Here is a 13,079-nt window from a genome sequence, read left to right as displayed (position 1 = left end):
ACCTTCGATGTTGACTGACACGACGCTTTCGCGAGCAAGCTCGGCTCCTACAGGGGATGGATGTGTTTTTGGAATGTGTGCCTGAATATTGAATGGAGTTGTTTTTATGGGCCCATGGCTCGATAGCGTGACCGCCTGGCTGACCGTCAATCCGCAATGGCTGGCGGCGGCGGTGTTCATCGTGGCTTTCGTTGAATGCCTGGCGATTGCAGGATTGATCGTACCCGGCACGGTGCTGTTGTTCGCCGTGGCGGTACTGGCCGGCAGCGGCGCGTTGTCGCTGAGCGAAACCCTGTTGCTGGGTTTCGTGGCGGGCGTGCTGGGCGATGTGGTGTCGTATTTCCTCGGACGACATTTCCATCAGAACATCCGCCGACTGCCCGGCTTGCGCCATCACCCGGAATGGATCGCCGGCGCCGAGTCGTATTTCCAGCGCTATGGCATCGCCAGCCTGCTGGTTGGCCGCTTCATCGGCCCCTTGCGCCCCATGCTGCCGATGGTCGCCGGGATGTTCGACATGCCCTTCCCGCGCTTCTTCGCCGTCAGCCTGCTGGCCGGTGCAGGATGGTCGGTAGTGTATCTGCTGCCGGGCTGGGCCACCGGGGCGGCGATTCGTTTGCCGCTGCCCGAGGGTTTCTGGCCCGAGGCCGGCATCGTCGCAGCCAGCATCGCCGTGATGATCGGATTGAGCGCCACCAGTAGCCTGCGCAAACATCGCAAGGCCACAGTGTTCATTACCGGGATGAGTTTTCTGATTCTGGTCGCGTTGTTTATCGGCTACTCGCATCTGACCGCTCTTGACCAGGGAATCATGACCCTGGTGCAGGAACATCGCAGCCCCACGCTCGATGAAGTGGCGGTGGTGTTCACGCTGATCGGTGAGTTCCGCAACATGTTGATGTTCAGCGCCCTGCTGGTAGCGCTGCTTCTGATCGCCCGGCAATGGAGACAAGCTGCTTTCGCGTGCAGTACGTTACTGTTTACGGCACTTGGCAACACTGTTACCAAGCACTTTTTCGCTCGCATGCGCCCGGAAGTATTGAGTGACCCGTTGACCAGTTACAGCATGCCCAGCGGCCATGCCTCCGGCTCCTTTGCGTTATTTCTGACCCTCGCCGTACTCGCTGGCCGTGGGCAACCGCCACGCATGCGCCTCACCTGGTTGCTGGTGGCATGTCTGCCAGCACTTGCGATTGCACTGTCACGGGTTTATCTCGGCGCGCATTGGCCGACGGACGTGCTGGCGGGCGCAATGCTGGCAGCATGTGTCTGCGCGGCAAGCCTGGGCGTGATTCAGCTCCGCACACCGCTCAACCCCATGCCACCGAAGATCTGGTGGCTGGTGCTGCCGTCGCTGGTGGCGCTGTTCGGATTCTTCGTGTTGCGGCATTTGCCGCATACGATGTTGAGGTATGCCTATTAGAAAAGTACGGGAGCGAGCCAGGTTCGCTCCCGCGGGTGATGCGGTTTGTTACTCAAGGCTTCAGTAGCCTGGCCACTCTCGCTTGCGTCGCTCCAGTATCAATGCATCTGCAAGCTGGCATGCCGCAGCGGCGGTGGCTTCGAAAGGCTGCCCAGGGCTGGCGTTTTTTAGCAGGTAGCCCACAGCAGCGGCTTCCCAGGTGGATCGTTCATTAACGTAGATGATCATCACTTCAAGTCCTTTTAAAATCCGAAAGACCCGCTCCATGCGGGCATTCGAAAACTAAGGGCTATCAGCAATACCAGTCAATGCACTCAATCGTTGCCGAATGCTGCTCAAGCAAACAACTCACCCTGCAACTCATCCAGTAACGCCTGAATCGCATCCAGGCGTTGCTGAGGGTCATCGAGTTGCAGCAGGTCGATTTTGTCCAGTTCGGCGAACGGCAACAGATAAGCCAGTTGATTGGCCAGCGATTGCTGCCCTACCGCTTCGGTGCCCATGTTCAGCGCTTCGACCATCGGATGTTCCGCCAAGGCCTTGAGCAGCGCCACAAGATCGGCGTCCTCATCCTGCAGCGGTTGTTCCGGCTCCTCTTCCAGCCAGTCGACTTCGGCGACGATCAACTGATCGCGCTGCACTTCGGTGCGCAGAACATGGAAACGTCGACCACCTTGCACCCGAATCCCCAGCAGGCCGTTTTCCTGGGTCTTGAAATCGGTGATCCGCGCTTCGCAGCCGACCAGCGCGTAGCCTGCCGGAGCGATGCCGACCTCTTCGCCATCAAGAATGCACACCACACCGAAGCCGCCGCCCTGTTTCATGCAGCGTCCGATCATGTCCAGGTAACGCGCCTCGAAAATCTGCAGATCGAGGATGCAGCCCGGAAACAGCACCGTGTTCAGCGGAAAAAGCGGCAGACTCATAGACATTTCCTTAAACCACCATCGACACCGCCAGCGGCAGCAAGACCGCCGTGGCCACGCCCATCAGACTCATCGCCAGCGCCGCGAAGGCGCCGCACTCTTCATTTTCCTGCATCGCCACCGCCGTGCCGACCGCGTGAGCCGTCATGCCCAGCGCCATGCCCCGCGCTTCGGGGCTGTGGACGCCGAGGCGGCTCAACAGGCTCGGGCCGAAGATCGCGCCGATCACACCGGTGATCAACACGAACACTGCCGCCAGCGCCGCGACACCACCGATCTGCTCGGCCACCAGCATGGCAATCGGCGACGTCACCGATTTGGGCGCCATGGTCATCAGAATCATGTGCTCGGCGCCGAACCACCAGCCCAGCAGCACGCCCATGCTGGTGGCAACCACCCCGCCTATCACCAGCGTAGTAAATATCGGCCAGAACAACTGCCGAATCCGCCGCAGGTTCAGGTACAGCGGCACCGCCAGCGCAACAGTCGCCGGCCCCAGCAGAATGCTGAGGATCTCGGTGCTCTTGCGATACTCGGCATAGGTCAGCCCGCAGCTCACCAGCACACCGATCACCAGCAACATGGAGACCAGCACCGGCTGCAAAAAGATCCAGCGGGTTTTCTCGAAAGCCGCGAGCACCAGTTGATAGGCACCGAGGGTGATGCCGATGCCGAACAAGGGATGATGGATGACCGAGGTCCAGGCGCCGTTCCAGTCGAGGGTCATGGGCGGTCCTCGCGAGGATGGGCGTGACGCTTGATCATGCGCTGCATCAGCACGCCGGCGAAAGCCATGGACAGCAGCAGCGACAACACCAGCGCGCCGGCGATGGCCCAGAAATCGGCGGCAATGTCCTTGGCGTAGACCATCACTCCCACCGCCGGCGGCACCAGCAGCAAAGGCAGGTAGCGCAGCAGGCTGCCAGCCGCCTGGTTCAGCGGCTCGCCCACCTGACCGCGACTGATCAGAAACACCAGCAACAGCAGCAGGCCGACAATCGGCCCCGGCAGCACCGGCAAAAACAAATGGTTGATCGCGGTGCCGAGCAATTGAAACAGCACCAGCCAGGTCAGGCCACGTAACAACATCCTTCACTCTCCCGCAGAACCCGTCGCCCGCCGTCACGGGCCGAGCATTATAAACACGCCAGCCATATACACCGGCATTCGCCAAAAGCATGGTCGGTTGACCGCAGGAATTAACAATGTTGATCTACAGTGGTAAGCCTGAGGTACAAACACCTCGCCTGAAAAAACTATAAAACCGATGAACCCAAGGAGAGTCTCAATGCCCTTTGTTCCAGTTGCAGAGCTCAAAGATTATGTCGGCAAGGAACTTGGACGTTCCGAATGGCTCACGATCGATCAGGAGCGCATCAACCTGTTCGCCGAAGCCACCGGAGACTATCAGTTCATCCACGTCGATCCGGTCAAGGCGGCGCAAACCCCGTTTGGCGGCACTATCGCCCACGGTTTCCTGTCGCTGTCGCTGATCCCGAAACTGATGGAAGACATCCTCGTCGTGCCTGAAGGCCTGAAGATGGTGGTCAACTACGGCCTGGACAGCGTGCGCTTCATCCAGCCGGTCAAGGTCAATTCAAAGGTGCGCCTCAAGGTGGACCTGACGGAAGTGACCGAGAAGAAACCTGGCCAATGGCTGCTCAAGGCCACCACCACCCTGGAAATCGAAGGCTCGGACAAGCCGGCGTACATCGCCGAACCGCTGTCGCTCTGCTTCGTGTAAACCTTCCCGGATGCGAAGCAGCTCACGCTGATTCGCATCCGCTGCATCTCTACCGGCTGTATAAGGACACATAGCTGCGGCATACTCGGTCGCCTAATTGCCCGGAACCCGCTATGCGCTCACTTGCACTCCTTGCCTTGACCCTGATGCTCTCCGCATGCGGCGACGGTGAATCACCGTTACCTCCTGACGCCCGCTTGCCGGACGGCGGCCGTTATCGTGGAGATCTGGTCGATGGATTGCTGCAAGGCCAGGGTCGCATCGATTATCCGAACGGCAGCTGGTACGCCGGCGAGTTCGACAAGGGTCAGTGGCACGGCCAGGGTGAATGGCACGGCAGCAACGGCGAGGTCTACCGCGGCAAATTCAATCAGGGCCTGTTCGACGGCCAGGGCAGCCTCACCACCAATGGCAGCAGCTACACCGGTGGCTTCAAGCTCGGCCGGCGCGACGGCGAAGGCACCCTCAAAGAAAACGGCATGACCTACCGGGGCGAATTCAAGGCCGACCAGTATTCGGGCCTCGGTCGCCTGGAACTCGAGGACGGCAGCGCCTATCAGGGCCAGTTTGCCCACGGCAAGCCCAACGGTGAAGGCCAGCGCAGCGACGGCAACGGCAATCAGTTCACCGGCCACTTCGTCGACGGTCAGTTGGAAGGCAACGGGACATTCAACAGCGCTGACGGCGACATCTACGTCGGCAGCTTCAAAAACAACCAGCTCAACGGCAAGGGCCGCTACGAGAACGCGGACGGCGATGTCTGGCTGGGTCAGTTCAAGGAAGGCTCGCTCAATGGCAAGGGCGAGCTGATCGGAGCCGATGGCAGCCATTACATCGGCCACTTCAACGATTGGCGCTTCAGTGGCCAGGGTCGTCTGAACCTGGCCGACGGCAGCTTCTATATCGGTCAGTTCGACAGCGACACCTATTCCGGTCGCGGCACTCTGGTGCTGACAGACGGCTCGGTGCTCAGCGGCATCTGGGTCAATGGCCAGCGGGTGCGTGACGCCGATGGCAAGCTTTTGCCCGACACCCTCGAACTCGGATTGCTGGCCCAGGGCCGCCTGCTCGAAGAAGCACTGAGCAACGTGCCCGCCTCAACCCCGGCAGTCGAGTTGTACACCCTGACTTTGGGCGGCGATGGCAAGCAGAGCGTGTTCCTGCGCGAATCCGACTTCGTCGCCAACATGCTCACCAGCCGCTTCGGCGCTTTTGGCCAGATTCGCCTGGTGAACCATCGCGATCATCTCGGCGATCGGCCGATGGCCACCCGGGAAAACCTGCGCCGCGCGGCGCTGACCCTGGCCGAACGCAGCGGCCCGGAAGATCTGATTTTCATCTACCTGACCAGCCACGGCACGAGCGAGCATGAACTGGTGCTCGACCAGCCGCGGATGGAACTGGCCGACCTGCCCGCCGATGAACTGGCGGCGGTGCTCGCCCCGCTGAAAAACCGCGACAAGATCATCGTCATTTCCGCATGCTATTCCGGCGGCTTCATTCCCGCCCTCAAGGACGAACGCACCCTGATCATGACCGCCTCGCGGGCCGATCGCGTGTCCTTCGGTTGCTCCGAAGAAGCCAACTTCACCTACTTCGGCGATGCCCTGTTCGCCCAGGCGCTGAACCAGACCGACGACCTGGAACAGGCCTTCAAACTGGCCAAGGCAACCGTCGCCGAGCGTGAGCTGGCCGATGGCTTCGAAGCCTCTGAACCGCAGATCTGGGCACCGAAAACCGTGCTCTCGCACTGGCAGTTGCTGCGCAAGCAGCAAGCGCGCAAAGCCTTGCAAAGTACGTCGATTGACAGCAAGGACGCAAAGACCAACTAAGCTGAAGAGTATCAAGGGAGAAACACTATGTACTTGACGCCTCAGCACGTATTGCTTGCCGGAGCCACCGGTTTGACCGGTGAGCATTTGCTCGATCGCCTGCTCAACGAGCCGACGATTACCCGGGTGCTGGCGCCGTCGCGCCGGCCGCTCGTCAAGCATCCGCACCTTGAAAACCCCGTGGGCGACCCGGCGATGTTCCTGCCGCAACTGAGCGGACGCGTCGACATCGCCTATTGCTGCCTGGGCACGACCATCAAGCAGGCAGGCTCGCAAGAGGCGTTTCGTGCGGTGGATCTGGACATGGTCGTGGCGTTCGCCAAGCGTGCCCGGGAGATGGGTGCGCGGCACCTGATCGTGATCAGTGCATTGGGCGCCGATCCCAAGTCTTCGGTGTTTTACAACCGGGTCAAAGGCGAGATGGAGCAGGCCCTGCGCGCGCAGGACTGGCCACAGCTGACCATCTGCCGGCCTTCGCTGCTGCTGGGCGAACGCACCGAACCGCGTCTGGGCGAGAAGGTTGCAGGCCCCCTGTCGCGGTTGATTCCCGGCAAATACCATGGCATCGAAGCCTGCCAGCTCGCGCGCGCGATGTGGCGTCTGGCGCTGGAGGAGCAGGATGGGGTGCGGATTATCGAATCGGATGAGCTGAGAAAGCTCGGCAAATAATTCTCGGCGTCTGGCAGGACGCCATCGCGAGCAGGCTCGCTCCCACATTGGATCGCGGTCGAATGTGGCAGCGAGCCTGCTCGCGATGGATGCGCCGCCGACTTCACGCCGAACGCTACATCCCGCCTGTTGCCTGAAAATTCACGCCCAGCACCGTCAATAAAGACAGCGGCAACAACAAGGTATCGAGCAACGCGCTGGCCGGCAGGTCGACACCCGGATAGCTCGGCGCTTCTGCGCCGAATCGATCCTTGGCACAGCAGCCGCCATTCATTGCATACAGGTCCAACCGCGTTCCGGCATACACCACCGGCGCGCCCGGCTTGGCCGCATCCAGGGTCCGCGCCGTAGCACATCCCGCCAGTTGCAGCGCCAGCACAATGATCAGCAGCTTATTCATCACTGCTCATATGGTGTTCACCCCAGCGCGGCAGCATGTCCTGGGGAATGTTCAGCAGGTTGAGAATCCGCGCCACGACAAAGTCGACGAGGTCATCGATGGTTTGCGGCTGATGATAGAACCCCGGCGAGGCCGGCAGGATGGTCACGCCCATGTTCGACAACTTGAGCATGTGCTCCAGATGAATGCTCGAGTACGGCGCCTCGCGGGGTACCAGGATCAACTGGCGGCGCTCCTTGAGCGTGACGTCGGCGGCGCGCTCGATCAGGTTGTTGCAGGCGCCGGTGGCGATGGCCGACAAGGTTCCCGTGGAACACGGCACCACCACCATCGCCGCAGGCGCCCCGGAGCCCGAGGCCACCGGCGACATCCAGTCTTCCTTGCCATAGACCCGAATCTGTCCGGCGGCCGCACCGGTGTATTCGGTGAGGAACGCCTGCATCATCTGCGGTTTGGCCGGCAGCGTGACGTCGGTTTCGGTGGCCATCACCAGTTGCGCCGCCTTGGAGATCAGGAAGTGCACCTCGCGGTCGTCACGCACCAGACAATCGAGCAGACGTAAACCGTACTGGGCGCCGGAAGCGCCCGTCATCGCCAGCGTGATGCGGTCCGGACCGTTGTTCATTTCAGCGCCTCGGCGAGTTTGCCGTGCAGGCCGCCGAAGCCGCCATTGCTCATGATCACCACTTGGGTGCCCGGTTGTGCCTGGCTTTTCACCCGCTCAATGATGCCCTCCAGCGAATCGCTGACGATCGATGGCACAGTGCACAGCGCGGCGGTGCCCGCCAGGTCCCAGCCAAGATTCGGCGGCGCGTACCAGATCACCTGATCGGCATCGATCACGCTTTCCGGCAGGCCGTCACGGTGTGCGCCGAGCTTCATGGAATTGGAGCGCGGCTCGATGATCGCGATCAGCGGCGCGTCGCCGATGCGCTTGCGCAGGCCGTCGAGGGTGGTGGCGATGGCGGTCGGGTGGTGAGCGAAGTCGTCATAAATAGTGATGCCACGCACCTCCGCGACTTTCTCCATGCGGCGCTTCACGCTCTTAAATGCGCTCAGCGCGGCGATACCCATGGATGGCACGACGCCGACGTGGCGCGCGGCTGCCAAGGTGGCCAGAGCGTTGGCGACGTTGTGCTGACCGGTCATGTCCCACTCGACCACGCCCTGGAAAACCCCTTCGAACATCACTTCGAAAGCCGAACCGTCTTCGCTGAGCAGCTTGACCTGCCATTGACCGCCGGCGCCGGTGGTCTGCACCGGGGTCCAGCAACCCATTTCGATCACACGTTGCAGCGCGGGCTCGGTGGTCGGATGAATCACCAGGCCTTCGCTCGGAATGGTCCGCACCAGATGGTGGAACTGCCGCTCGATGGCGGGCAGATCGGGGAAGATGTCAGCGTGATCGAACTCCAGGTTGTTCAGAATTGCCGTGCGCGGGCGGTAGTGAACGAACTTGGAGCGCTTGTCGAAGAAGGCGCTGTCGTATTCATCGGCTTCGATCACGAAGAACGGTGTGCCGCCCAGTCGCGCCGACACCGAAAAGTTCTGTGGCACGCCGCCGATCAGGAAGCCCGGACTCATGCCGGCATGCTCCAGCACCCAGGCGAGCATGCTGCTGGTGGTGGTCTTGCCGTGAGTGCCGGCGACCGCCAGGACCCAGCGACCCTGCAGCACGTGGTCCGCCAGCCACTGCGGGCCGGAGACGTAAGGCAGGCCTTTGTTCAGCACATATTCAACCGCCGGGTTGCCACGGGACATGGCATTGCCGATCACCACCAGATCAGGGGCCGGGTCGAGCTGCGCCGGGTCATAGCCCTGGGTCAACTCGATGCCCTGGGCTTCCAGCTGAGTGCTCATCGGCGGATAGACGTTGGCATCGGAGCCCGTCACGTGATGGCCCAGCTCTTTGGCCAGAACCGCCATCGAACCCATGAAAGTGCCGCAGATACCAAGAATATGAATGTGCATAGTCGACCTCGTAAAACATGGCCGCAGGTTAGCTTAGGGAGGGGAAAATCGCACCTTTGTTTCCGATCGCGATTAAACCTGTAGGAGCGAGCATGCTCGCGATGGAGGTCAACGATGACGCTGGCAGTCTGATGCCCCGCGGTGTCCTTGTTTCCATCGCGAGCATGCTCGCTCCTACAGGAGGGGTGGATATCTAGCGGGCAATCCCGTGCTTACGCAGCTTCCGGTACAGGGTATTGCGACTCACACCCAACTGCTGCGCCGTATGCGTCATATGCCAGCGCGTATGCTCCAGCGCATTGAGCAACGCCAGCCGCTCGGCATCGTCCAGCGGGCGTTCGGACTCTTCAACGGGTTGCACAACAATCGGCCGGGCCTGACGGATCATCGCCGGCAAATCCTCCAGCCCGATGTGCCCGTCTTCACACAGCGCCGCCAGGGTGCGCAGCACATTGCGCAATTGGCGCACGTTGCCCGGCCAGGTGAAGGCCAGCAGGGCCTGACGTGCGGGTTCGTCGATCAGCACGGTTTCCCCGCGCGCCTCTTCGGCCAGCAAAAAGTCGAGCAGTTGCGATTTGTCACTGCGATCACGCAGTGCCGGCAGCGCGATTTCCAGGCCATTGAGCCGGTAATACAGGTCCTCGCGGAAACTGCCCTCCTCGACCCGATCCAGCAGCTGGCGGTGCGTGGCGCTGATGATCCGCACATTGATTTCCTGAGGATCACCACCGATGGGCACCACCTGGCGATCCTCAAGCACCCTTAGCAGCCGCGTCTGCAACGCCAGGGGCATATCGCCGATTTCGTCGAGGAAAAGCGTCCCGCCATCGGCCTGCTGCAGCTTGCCGCGCATGCCTTCCTTGCGCGCGCCGGTGAAACTGCCGCCGCGATAGCCGAACAATTCACTCTCGATCAGGCTTTCCGGAATGGCCGCGCAGTTAAGTGCGACAAAGGCCTTGTCGGCACGCTGGCTGGCTTGATGCACCGCCTTGGCGAAAGCTTCCTTGCCCGAACCGGTTTCCCCGTTGATCAGCAGCGGCACGTCCCGCTCATAGACACGCAGGGCCTTGCGAAAATCGGTCTGCAACGCGCTGTCGCCCAGGCAAATGCCCGACAGCTGCGGACGTTCCTCAATGATCGGCCCCGGTACCAGAGGCACCGGCACGCGCCGCGGCTGTCCGCGCAAGACAGCGAACAATCGCCGCCCGTCACGGGTACGCAGTGGCCAACTGGCGCTGGCGTCGAGGCTGGCGCGACCGAGCAGTTCATCGAGCCGGCAATCGAAAAGCGCCTCAACCGGCTGTCCCTGCAAGCCGCCACGGGGATGTCCCAACAGGTTCAATGCGCTTTGATTGACAGCGCAGATGCGCCCATCGCCGTCGAACGCCAACAATCCTTCACTGAACAGGCCGACGGACTCGGCTTGCAGATGAAAGCGCAGCAGCCATTGGTTTTCGAAATAACGCAGGAAGTAGCAACTCTCGATCATCTTTGCCGAGAGATTGACCAAGGCCATGGTGTGGAACTGACTCTGGCGCGATACGTCCTGGCGCGCCGAGGATACGTCGAGCACCGCCAGCAACTCGCCGTGGGGATCGAACACCGGACTGGCCGAGCAGGTCAGTCCGGTATGACGGCCACGGAAATGTTCGTCGCGATGAATCGTCAGCGCCTGGCGCTCCACCAGGCATGTGCCGATGCCATTGGTGCCTTCGCAGGCTTCACTCCAGTCAGCGCCGAGCCAGAGCCCGGCGCGCTCGAAAATCTTCCGCTCGGTGGGAGCCGTCACGCAGTTGAGGATCACGCCCCGGGCGTCGGTCAGCAGCACCGCATGACCGGAACCGGAGAGTTGTTGATGCAGACTGGTCATTTCGTTGCCGGCGATGTGCAGAACCTGCTGCAGGCGCTCGCGGCTTTCGAGGACGCGACCGTGTTCCAGCACGGTGGGCGCCATGGTCAGGGCCGGGTCGAGATGGTAGTCCTCAAGGCAACGCAACCAGGAGCGGGCGATGGACGGGTCGCTGCCGGGGCCGTGCAGATGGGCCTTGCCCTGGGCAACGGTCAGGACCTGACGGGCATGGCGACTCAAATGGTTGTCGTGCATTTCTTATTGTTCTCCCCGCCGGGTTGGTTAGGGCTGAGCATCCTCCAGCCCAGCCCTCATTGCAATGCTGGCGAGACCACCCGGTCACAGGCTGTGTCATGACCGGTACAAACTGTCACCCAGGCTGTACCGATAGCGTCACGCCCGCTACCCGCCGGTCCGACAAGAATCACGCAAGGCCTTGATTTGCCTGCCCTGCAAGGCGGTGGCCCGACCTTTGCTCTACGCTTAATGCAGCGCACATGCGCGTCCTCCCTATAAGCACAAAAGCAAGGAGAGAAACATCATGCGTTACGCTCACCCCGGTACTGAAGGCGCTATCGTTTCGTTCAAAGCCAAATACGGTAACTACATCGGCGGCGAGTTCGTCGCGCCTGTCAAAGGTCAGTACTTCACCAATACCTCGCCAGTGAATGGCCAACCGATTGCCGAATTCCCCCGTTCCACGGCCGAAGATATCGACAAGGCCCTGGACGCTGCCCATGCGGCGGCCGATGCCTGGGGCGCCACGTCCGTCCAGGCGCGCTCCCTGATCCTGCTGAAAATCGCCGATCGCATCGAACAGAACCTGGAAACCCTGGCGCTCACCGAGAGCTGGGACAACGGCAAGGCCGTTCGTGAAACCCTCAACGCCGATATCCCGCTGGCTGCCGACCACTTCCGCTACTTCGCAGGCTGCCTGCGCGCCCAGGAAGGCAGCGCCGCCGAGATCGACGGCAACACTGTGGCCTATCACATCCATGAACCACTGGGGGTGGTCGGGCAGATCATTCCGTGGAACTTCCCGATCCTGATGGCCGCCTGGAAACTCGCTCCGGCCCTGGCTGCCGGTAACTGCGTGGTGCTCAAGCCGGCCGAGCAAACTCCGCTGGGCATTACCGTGCTGGTCGAGCTGATCGGCGACCTGCTGCCTCCGGGCGTGCTGAACATCGTGCAAGGTTTCGGCAAAGAAGCCGGCGAAGCGCTGGCCACCAGCAAGCGTATCGCCAAAATCGCCTTCACCGGCTCGACCCCGGTCGGCTCGCACATCATGAAATGCGCGGCCGAGAACATCATTCCGTCCACCGTGGAGCTGGGTGGCAAATCGCCGAACATCTTCTTCGAAGACATCATGCAGGCTGAACCGACCTTCATCGAGAAGGCGGCCGAAGGCCTGGTGCTGGCGTTCTTCAACCAGGGCGAAGTCTGCACCTGCCCTTCCCGCGCACTGGTACAGGAGTCGATCTACGACGAGTTCATGCAAGTGGTGATGAAGAAGGTCCTGCAAATCAAGCGCGGCGACCCCTTCGACACCGACACCATGGTCGGCGCCCAGGCGTCCGAGCAGCAATTCGACAAGATCCTGTCGTACCTGGAAATCGCCAAGGGCGAAGGCGCCGAGCTGCTGACCGGCGGCAAGGTCGAGAAACTCGATGGCAACTTGGCGACCGGCTATTACATCCAGCCGACCCTGCTCAAGGGCACCAACAAGATGCGTGTATTCCAGGAAGAAATCTTCGGTCCGGTGGTGAGCGTCACCACCTTCAAGGACGAAGCCGAAGCCCTGGCGATCGCCAACGACACCGAGTTCGGCCTGGGTGCCGGCCTCTGGACCCGCGACATCAACCGCGCCTATCGCATGGGCCGCGCCATCAAGGCCGGTCGCGTGTGGACCAACTGCTACCACCTGTACCCGGCACACGCCGCGTTCGGCGGTTACAAGAAGTCCGGCGTCGGCCGCGAAACCCACAAGATGATGCTCGACCACTATCAGCAGACCAAAAACCTGCTGGTGAGCTACGACATCAATCCGCTGGGCTTCTTCTGATAACCCGGCGTAACGCCGCATAACGGCCTCCGCGGGCAAGCCTCGCTCCTACAGACACCTCAATCTGTAGGAGCGAGGCTTGCCCGCGAAGACGTTCTCAAGCACATCGCGAGCATAAACCGATAGCTCAGGCACAAGCCTTGCAGCCTGAAATACAGACCCCTTGTGGGAGCGGGCTTGCTCGCGAAGGCGTAGTGTCATTC

At 61.5% G+C, this 13,079-nt stretch carries 13 protein-coding genes; 5 read left to right on the top strand and 8 right to left on the bottom strand.

Translation table 11 applies throughout. The features are described 5' to 3' along the window. Positions 1–106 precede the first annotated feature (106 nt). Entirely contained in the window at positions 107–1,423 is a 1,317-nt protein-coding gene (locus tag ACW9JE_RS22900) for a bifunctional DedA family/phosphatase PAP2 family protein (RefSeq protein WP_457434026.1), read from the top strand. Between the two features lie 60 nt (positions 1,424–1,483). Here ACW9JE_RS22900 and ACW9JE_RS22895 read toward each other — a convergent pair whose 3' ends face one another. The 4 genes from ACW9JE_RS22895 to ACW9JE_RS22880 all read right to left on the bottom strand — a co-directional run bounded on the left by ACW9JE_RS22895 (position 1,484) and on the right by ACW9JE_RS22880 (position 3,438). Continuing rightward, positions 1,484–1,651: a hypothetical protein gene (locus ACW9JE_RS22895; RefSeq protein WP_224539550.1), complete on the bottom strand. Its 168-nt coding sequence runs from the start codon at positions 1,649–1,651 to the stop codon at positions 1,484–1,486. Between the two features lie 107 nt (positions 1,652–1,758). After that, positions 1,759–2,349 carry an LON peptidase substrate-binding domain-containing protein gene (locus tag ACW9JE_RS22890; protein ID WP_224539552.1) on the bottom strand — a complete coding sequence of 197 codons (591 nt, stop codon included), beginning with the start codon at positions 2,347–2,349 and terminating at the stop codon, positions 1,759–1,761. Positions 2,350–2,359: 10 nt separating this feature from the next. Then, positions 2,360–3,076, bottom strand: a complete 717-nt coding sequence (locus ACW9JE_RS22885) for an LrgB family protein (RefSeq protein WP_457434025.1) — start codon at positions 3,074–3,076, stop codon at positions 2,360–2,362. Beyond that, a complete protein-coding gene (locus ACW9JE_RS22880) occupies positions 3,073–3,438 on the bottom strand; it encodes a CidA/LrgA family protein (RefSeq protein WP_224539557.1) in 366 nt (121 codons plus the stop codon). The genes ACW9JE_RS22885 and ACW9JE_RS22880 overlap by 4 nt, the downstream gene beginning before the upstream one ends. Positions 3,439–3,637: 199 nt before the next feature. Here ACW9JE_RS22880 and ACW9JE_RS22875 point away from each other — a divergent pair, with 199 nt between their 5' ends. The 3 genes from ACW9JE_RS22875 to ACW9JE_RS22865 all read left to right on the top strand — a co-directional run bounded on the left by ACW9JE_RS22875 (position 3,638) and on the right by ACW9JE_RS22865 (position 6,594). Further along, positions 3,638–4,093 (top strand): MaoC family dehydratase, encoded by a 456-nt coding sequence (locus tag ACW9JE_RS22875; protein ID WP_224539560.1) that lies wholly within the window; start codon positions 3,638–3,640, stop codon positions 4,091–4,093. Between the two features lie 113 nt (positions 4,094–4,206). Beyond that, entirely contained in the window at positions 4,207–5,925 is a 1,719-nt protein-coding gene (locus ACW9JE_RS22870; RefSeq protein ID WP_224539562.1) for a C13 family peptidase, read from the top strand. 27 nt (positions 5,926–5,952) lie between these two features. Further along, positions 5,953–6,594 (top strand): oxidoreductase, encoded by a 642-nt coding sequence (locus ACW9JE_RS22865; protein WP_224539564.1) that lies wholly within the window; start codon positions 5,953–5,955, stop codon positions 6,592–6,594. Between the two features lie 115 nt (positions 6,595–6,709). Here ACW9JE_RS22865 and ACW9JE_RS22860 read toward each other — a convergent pair whose 3' ends face one another. The 4 genes from ACW9JE_RS22860 to ACW9JE_RS22845 form a co-directional block, all read right to left on the bottom strand. Beyond that, the gene (locus ACW9JE_RS22860) at positions 6,710–6,994 is read right to left on the bottom strand and encodes a YceK/YidQ family lipoprotein (RefSeq protein WP_224541518.1); all 285 of its coding nucleotides are present in this window, start codon (positions 6,992–6,994) and stop codon (positions 6,710–6,712) included. Beyond that, on the bottom strand, positions 6,987–7,619 hold the full coding sequence (ubiX, locus tag ACW9JE_RS22855; protein ID WP_457434024.1) for a flavin prenyltransferase UbiX: 633 nt from the start codon (positions 7,617–7,619) through the stop codon (positions 6,987–6,989). Before ubiX ends, ACW9JE_RS22860 begins: the two co-directional genes overlap by 8 nt. Continuing rightward, on the bottom strand, positions 7,616–8,965 hold the full coding sequence (mpl, locus tag ACW9JE_RS22850) for a UDP-N-acetylmuramate:L-alanyl-gamma-D-glutamyl-meso-diaminopimelate ligase (RefSeq protein ID WP_457434023.1): 1,350 nt from the start codon (positions 8,963–8,965) through the stop codon (positions 7,616–7,618). Before mpl ends, ubiX begins: the two co-directional genes overlap by 4 nt. Positions 8,966–9,158: 193 nt before the next feature. Beyond that, positions 9,159–11,069 carry a sigma-54-dependent Fis family transcriptional regulator gene (locus ACW9JE_RS22845; protein ID WP_224541515.1) on the bottom strand — a complete coding sequence of 637 codons (1,911 nt, stop codon included), beginning with the start codon at positions 11,067–11,069 and terminating at the stop codon, positions 9,159–9,161. Positions 11,070–11,355: 286 nt separating this feature from the next. On the opposite strand from ACW9JE_RS22845, the gene exaC reads away from it, so the two are divergent. Then, positions 11,356–12,876: an acetaldehyde dehydrogenase ExaC gene (gene exaC / locus ACW9JE_RS22840; protein WP_224541512.1), complete on the top strand. Its 1,521-nt coding sequence runs from the start codon at positions 11,356–11,358 to the stop codon at positions 12,874–12,876. Positions 12,877–13,079 lie beyond the last annotated feature (203 nt).

This window comes from Pseudomonas sp. SDO55104_S430, from assembly GCF_054070595.1.
The sequence above is the reverse complement of the archived record's forward strand: the minus strand, read 5'-3'. Positions and strand labels throughout refer to the sequence as shown.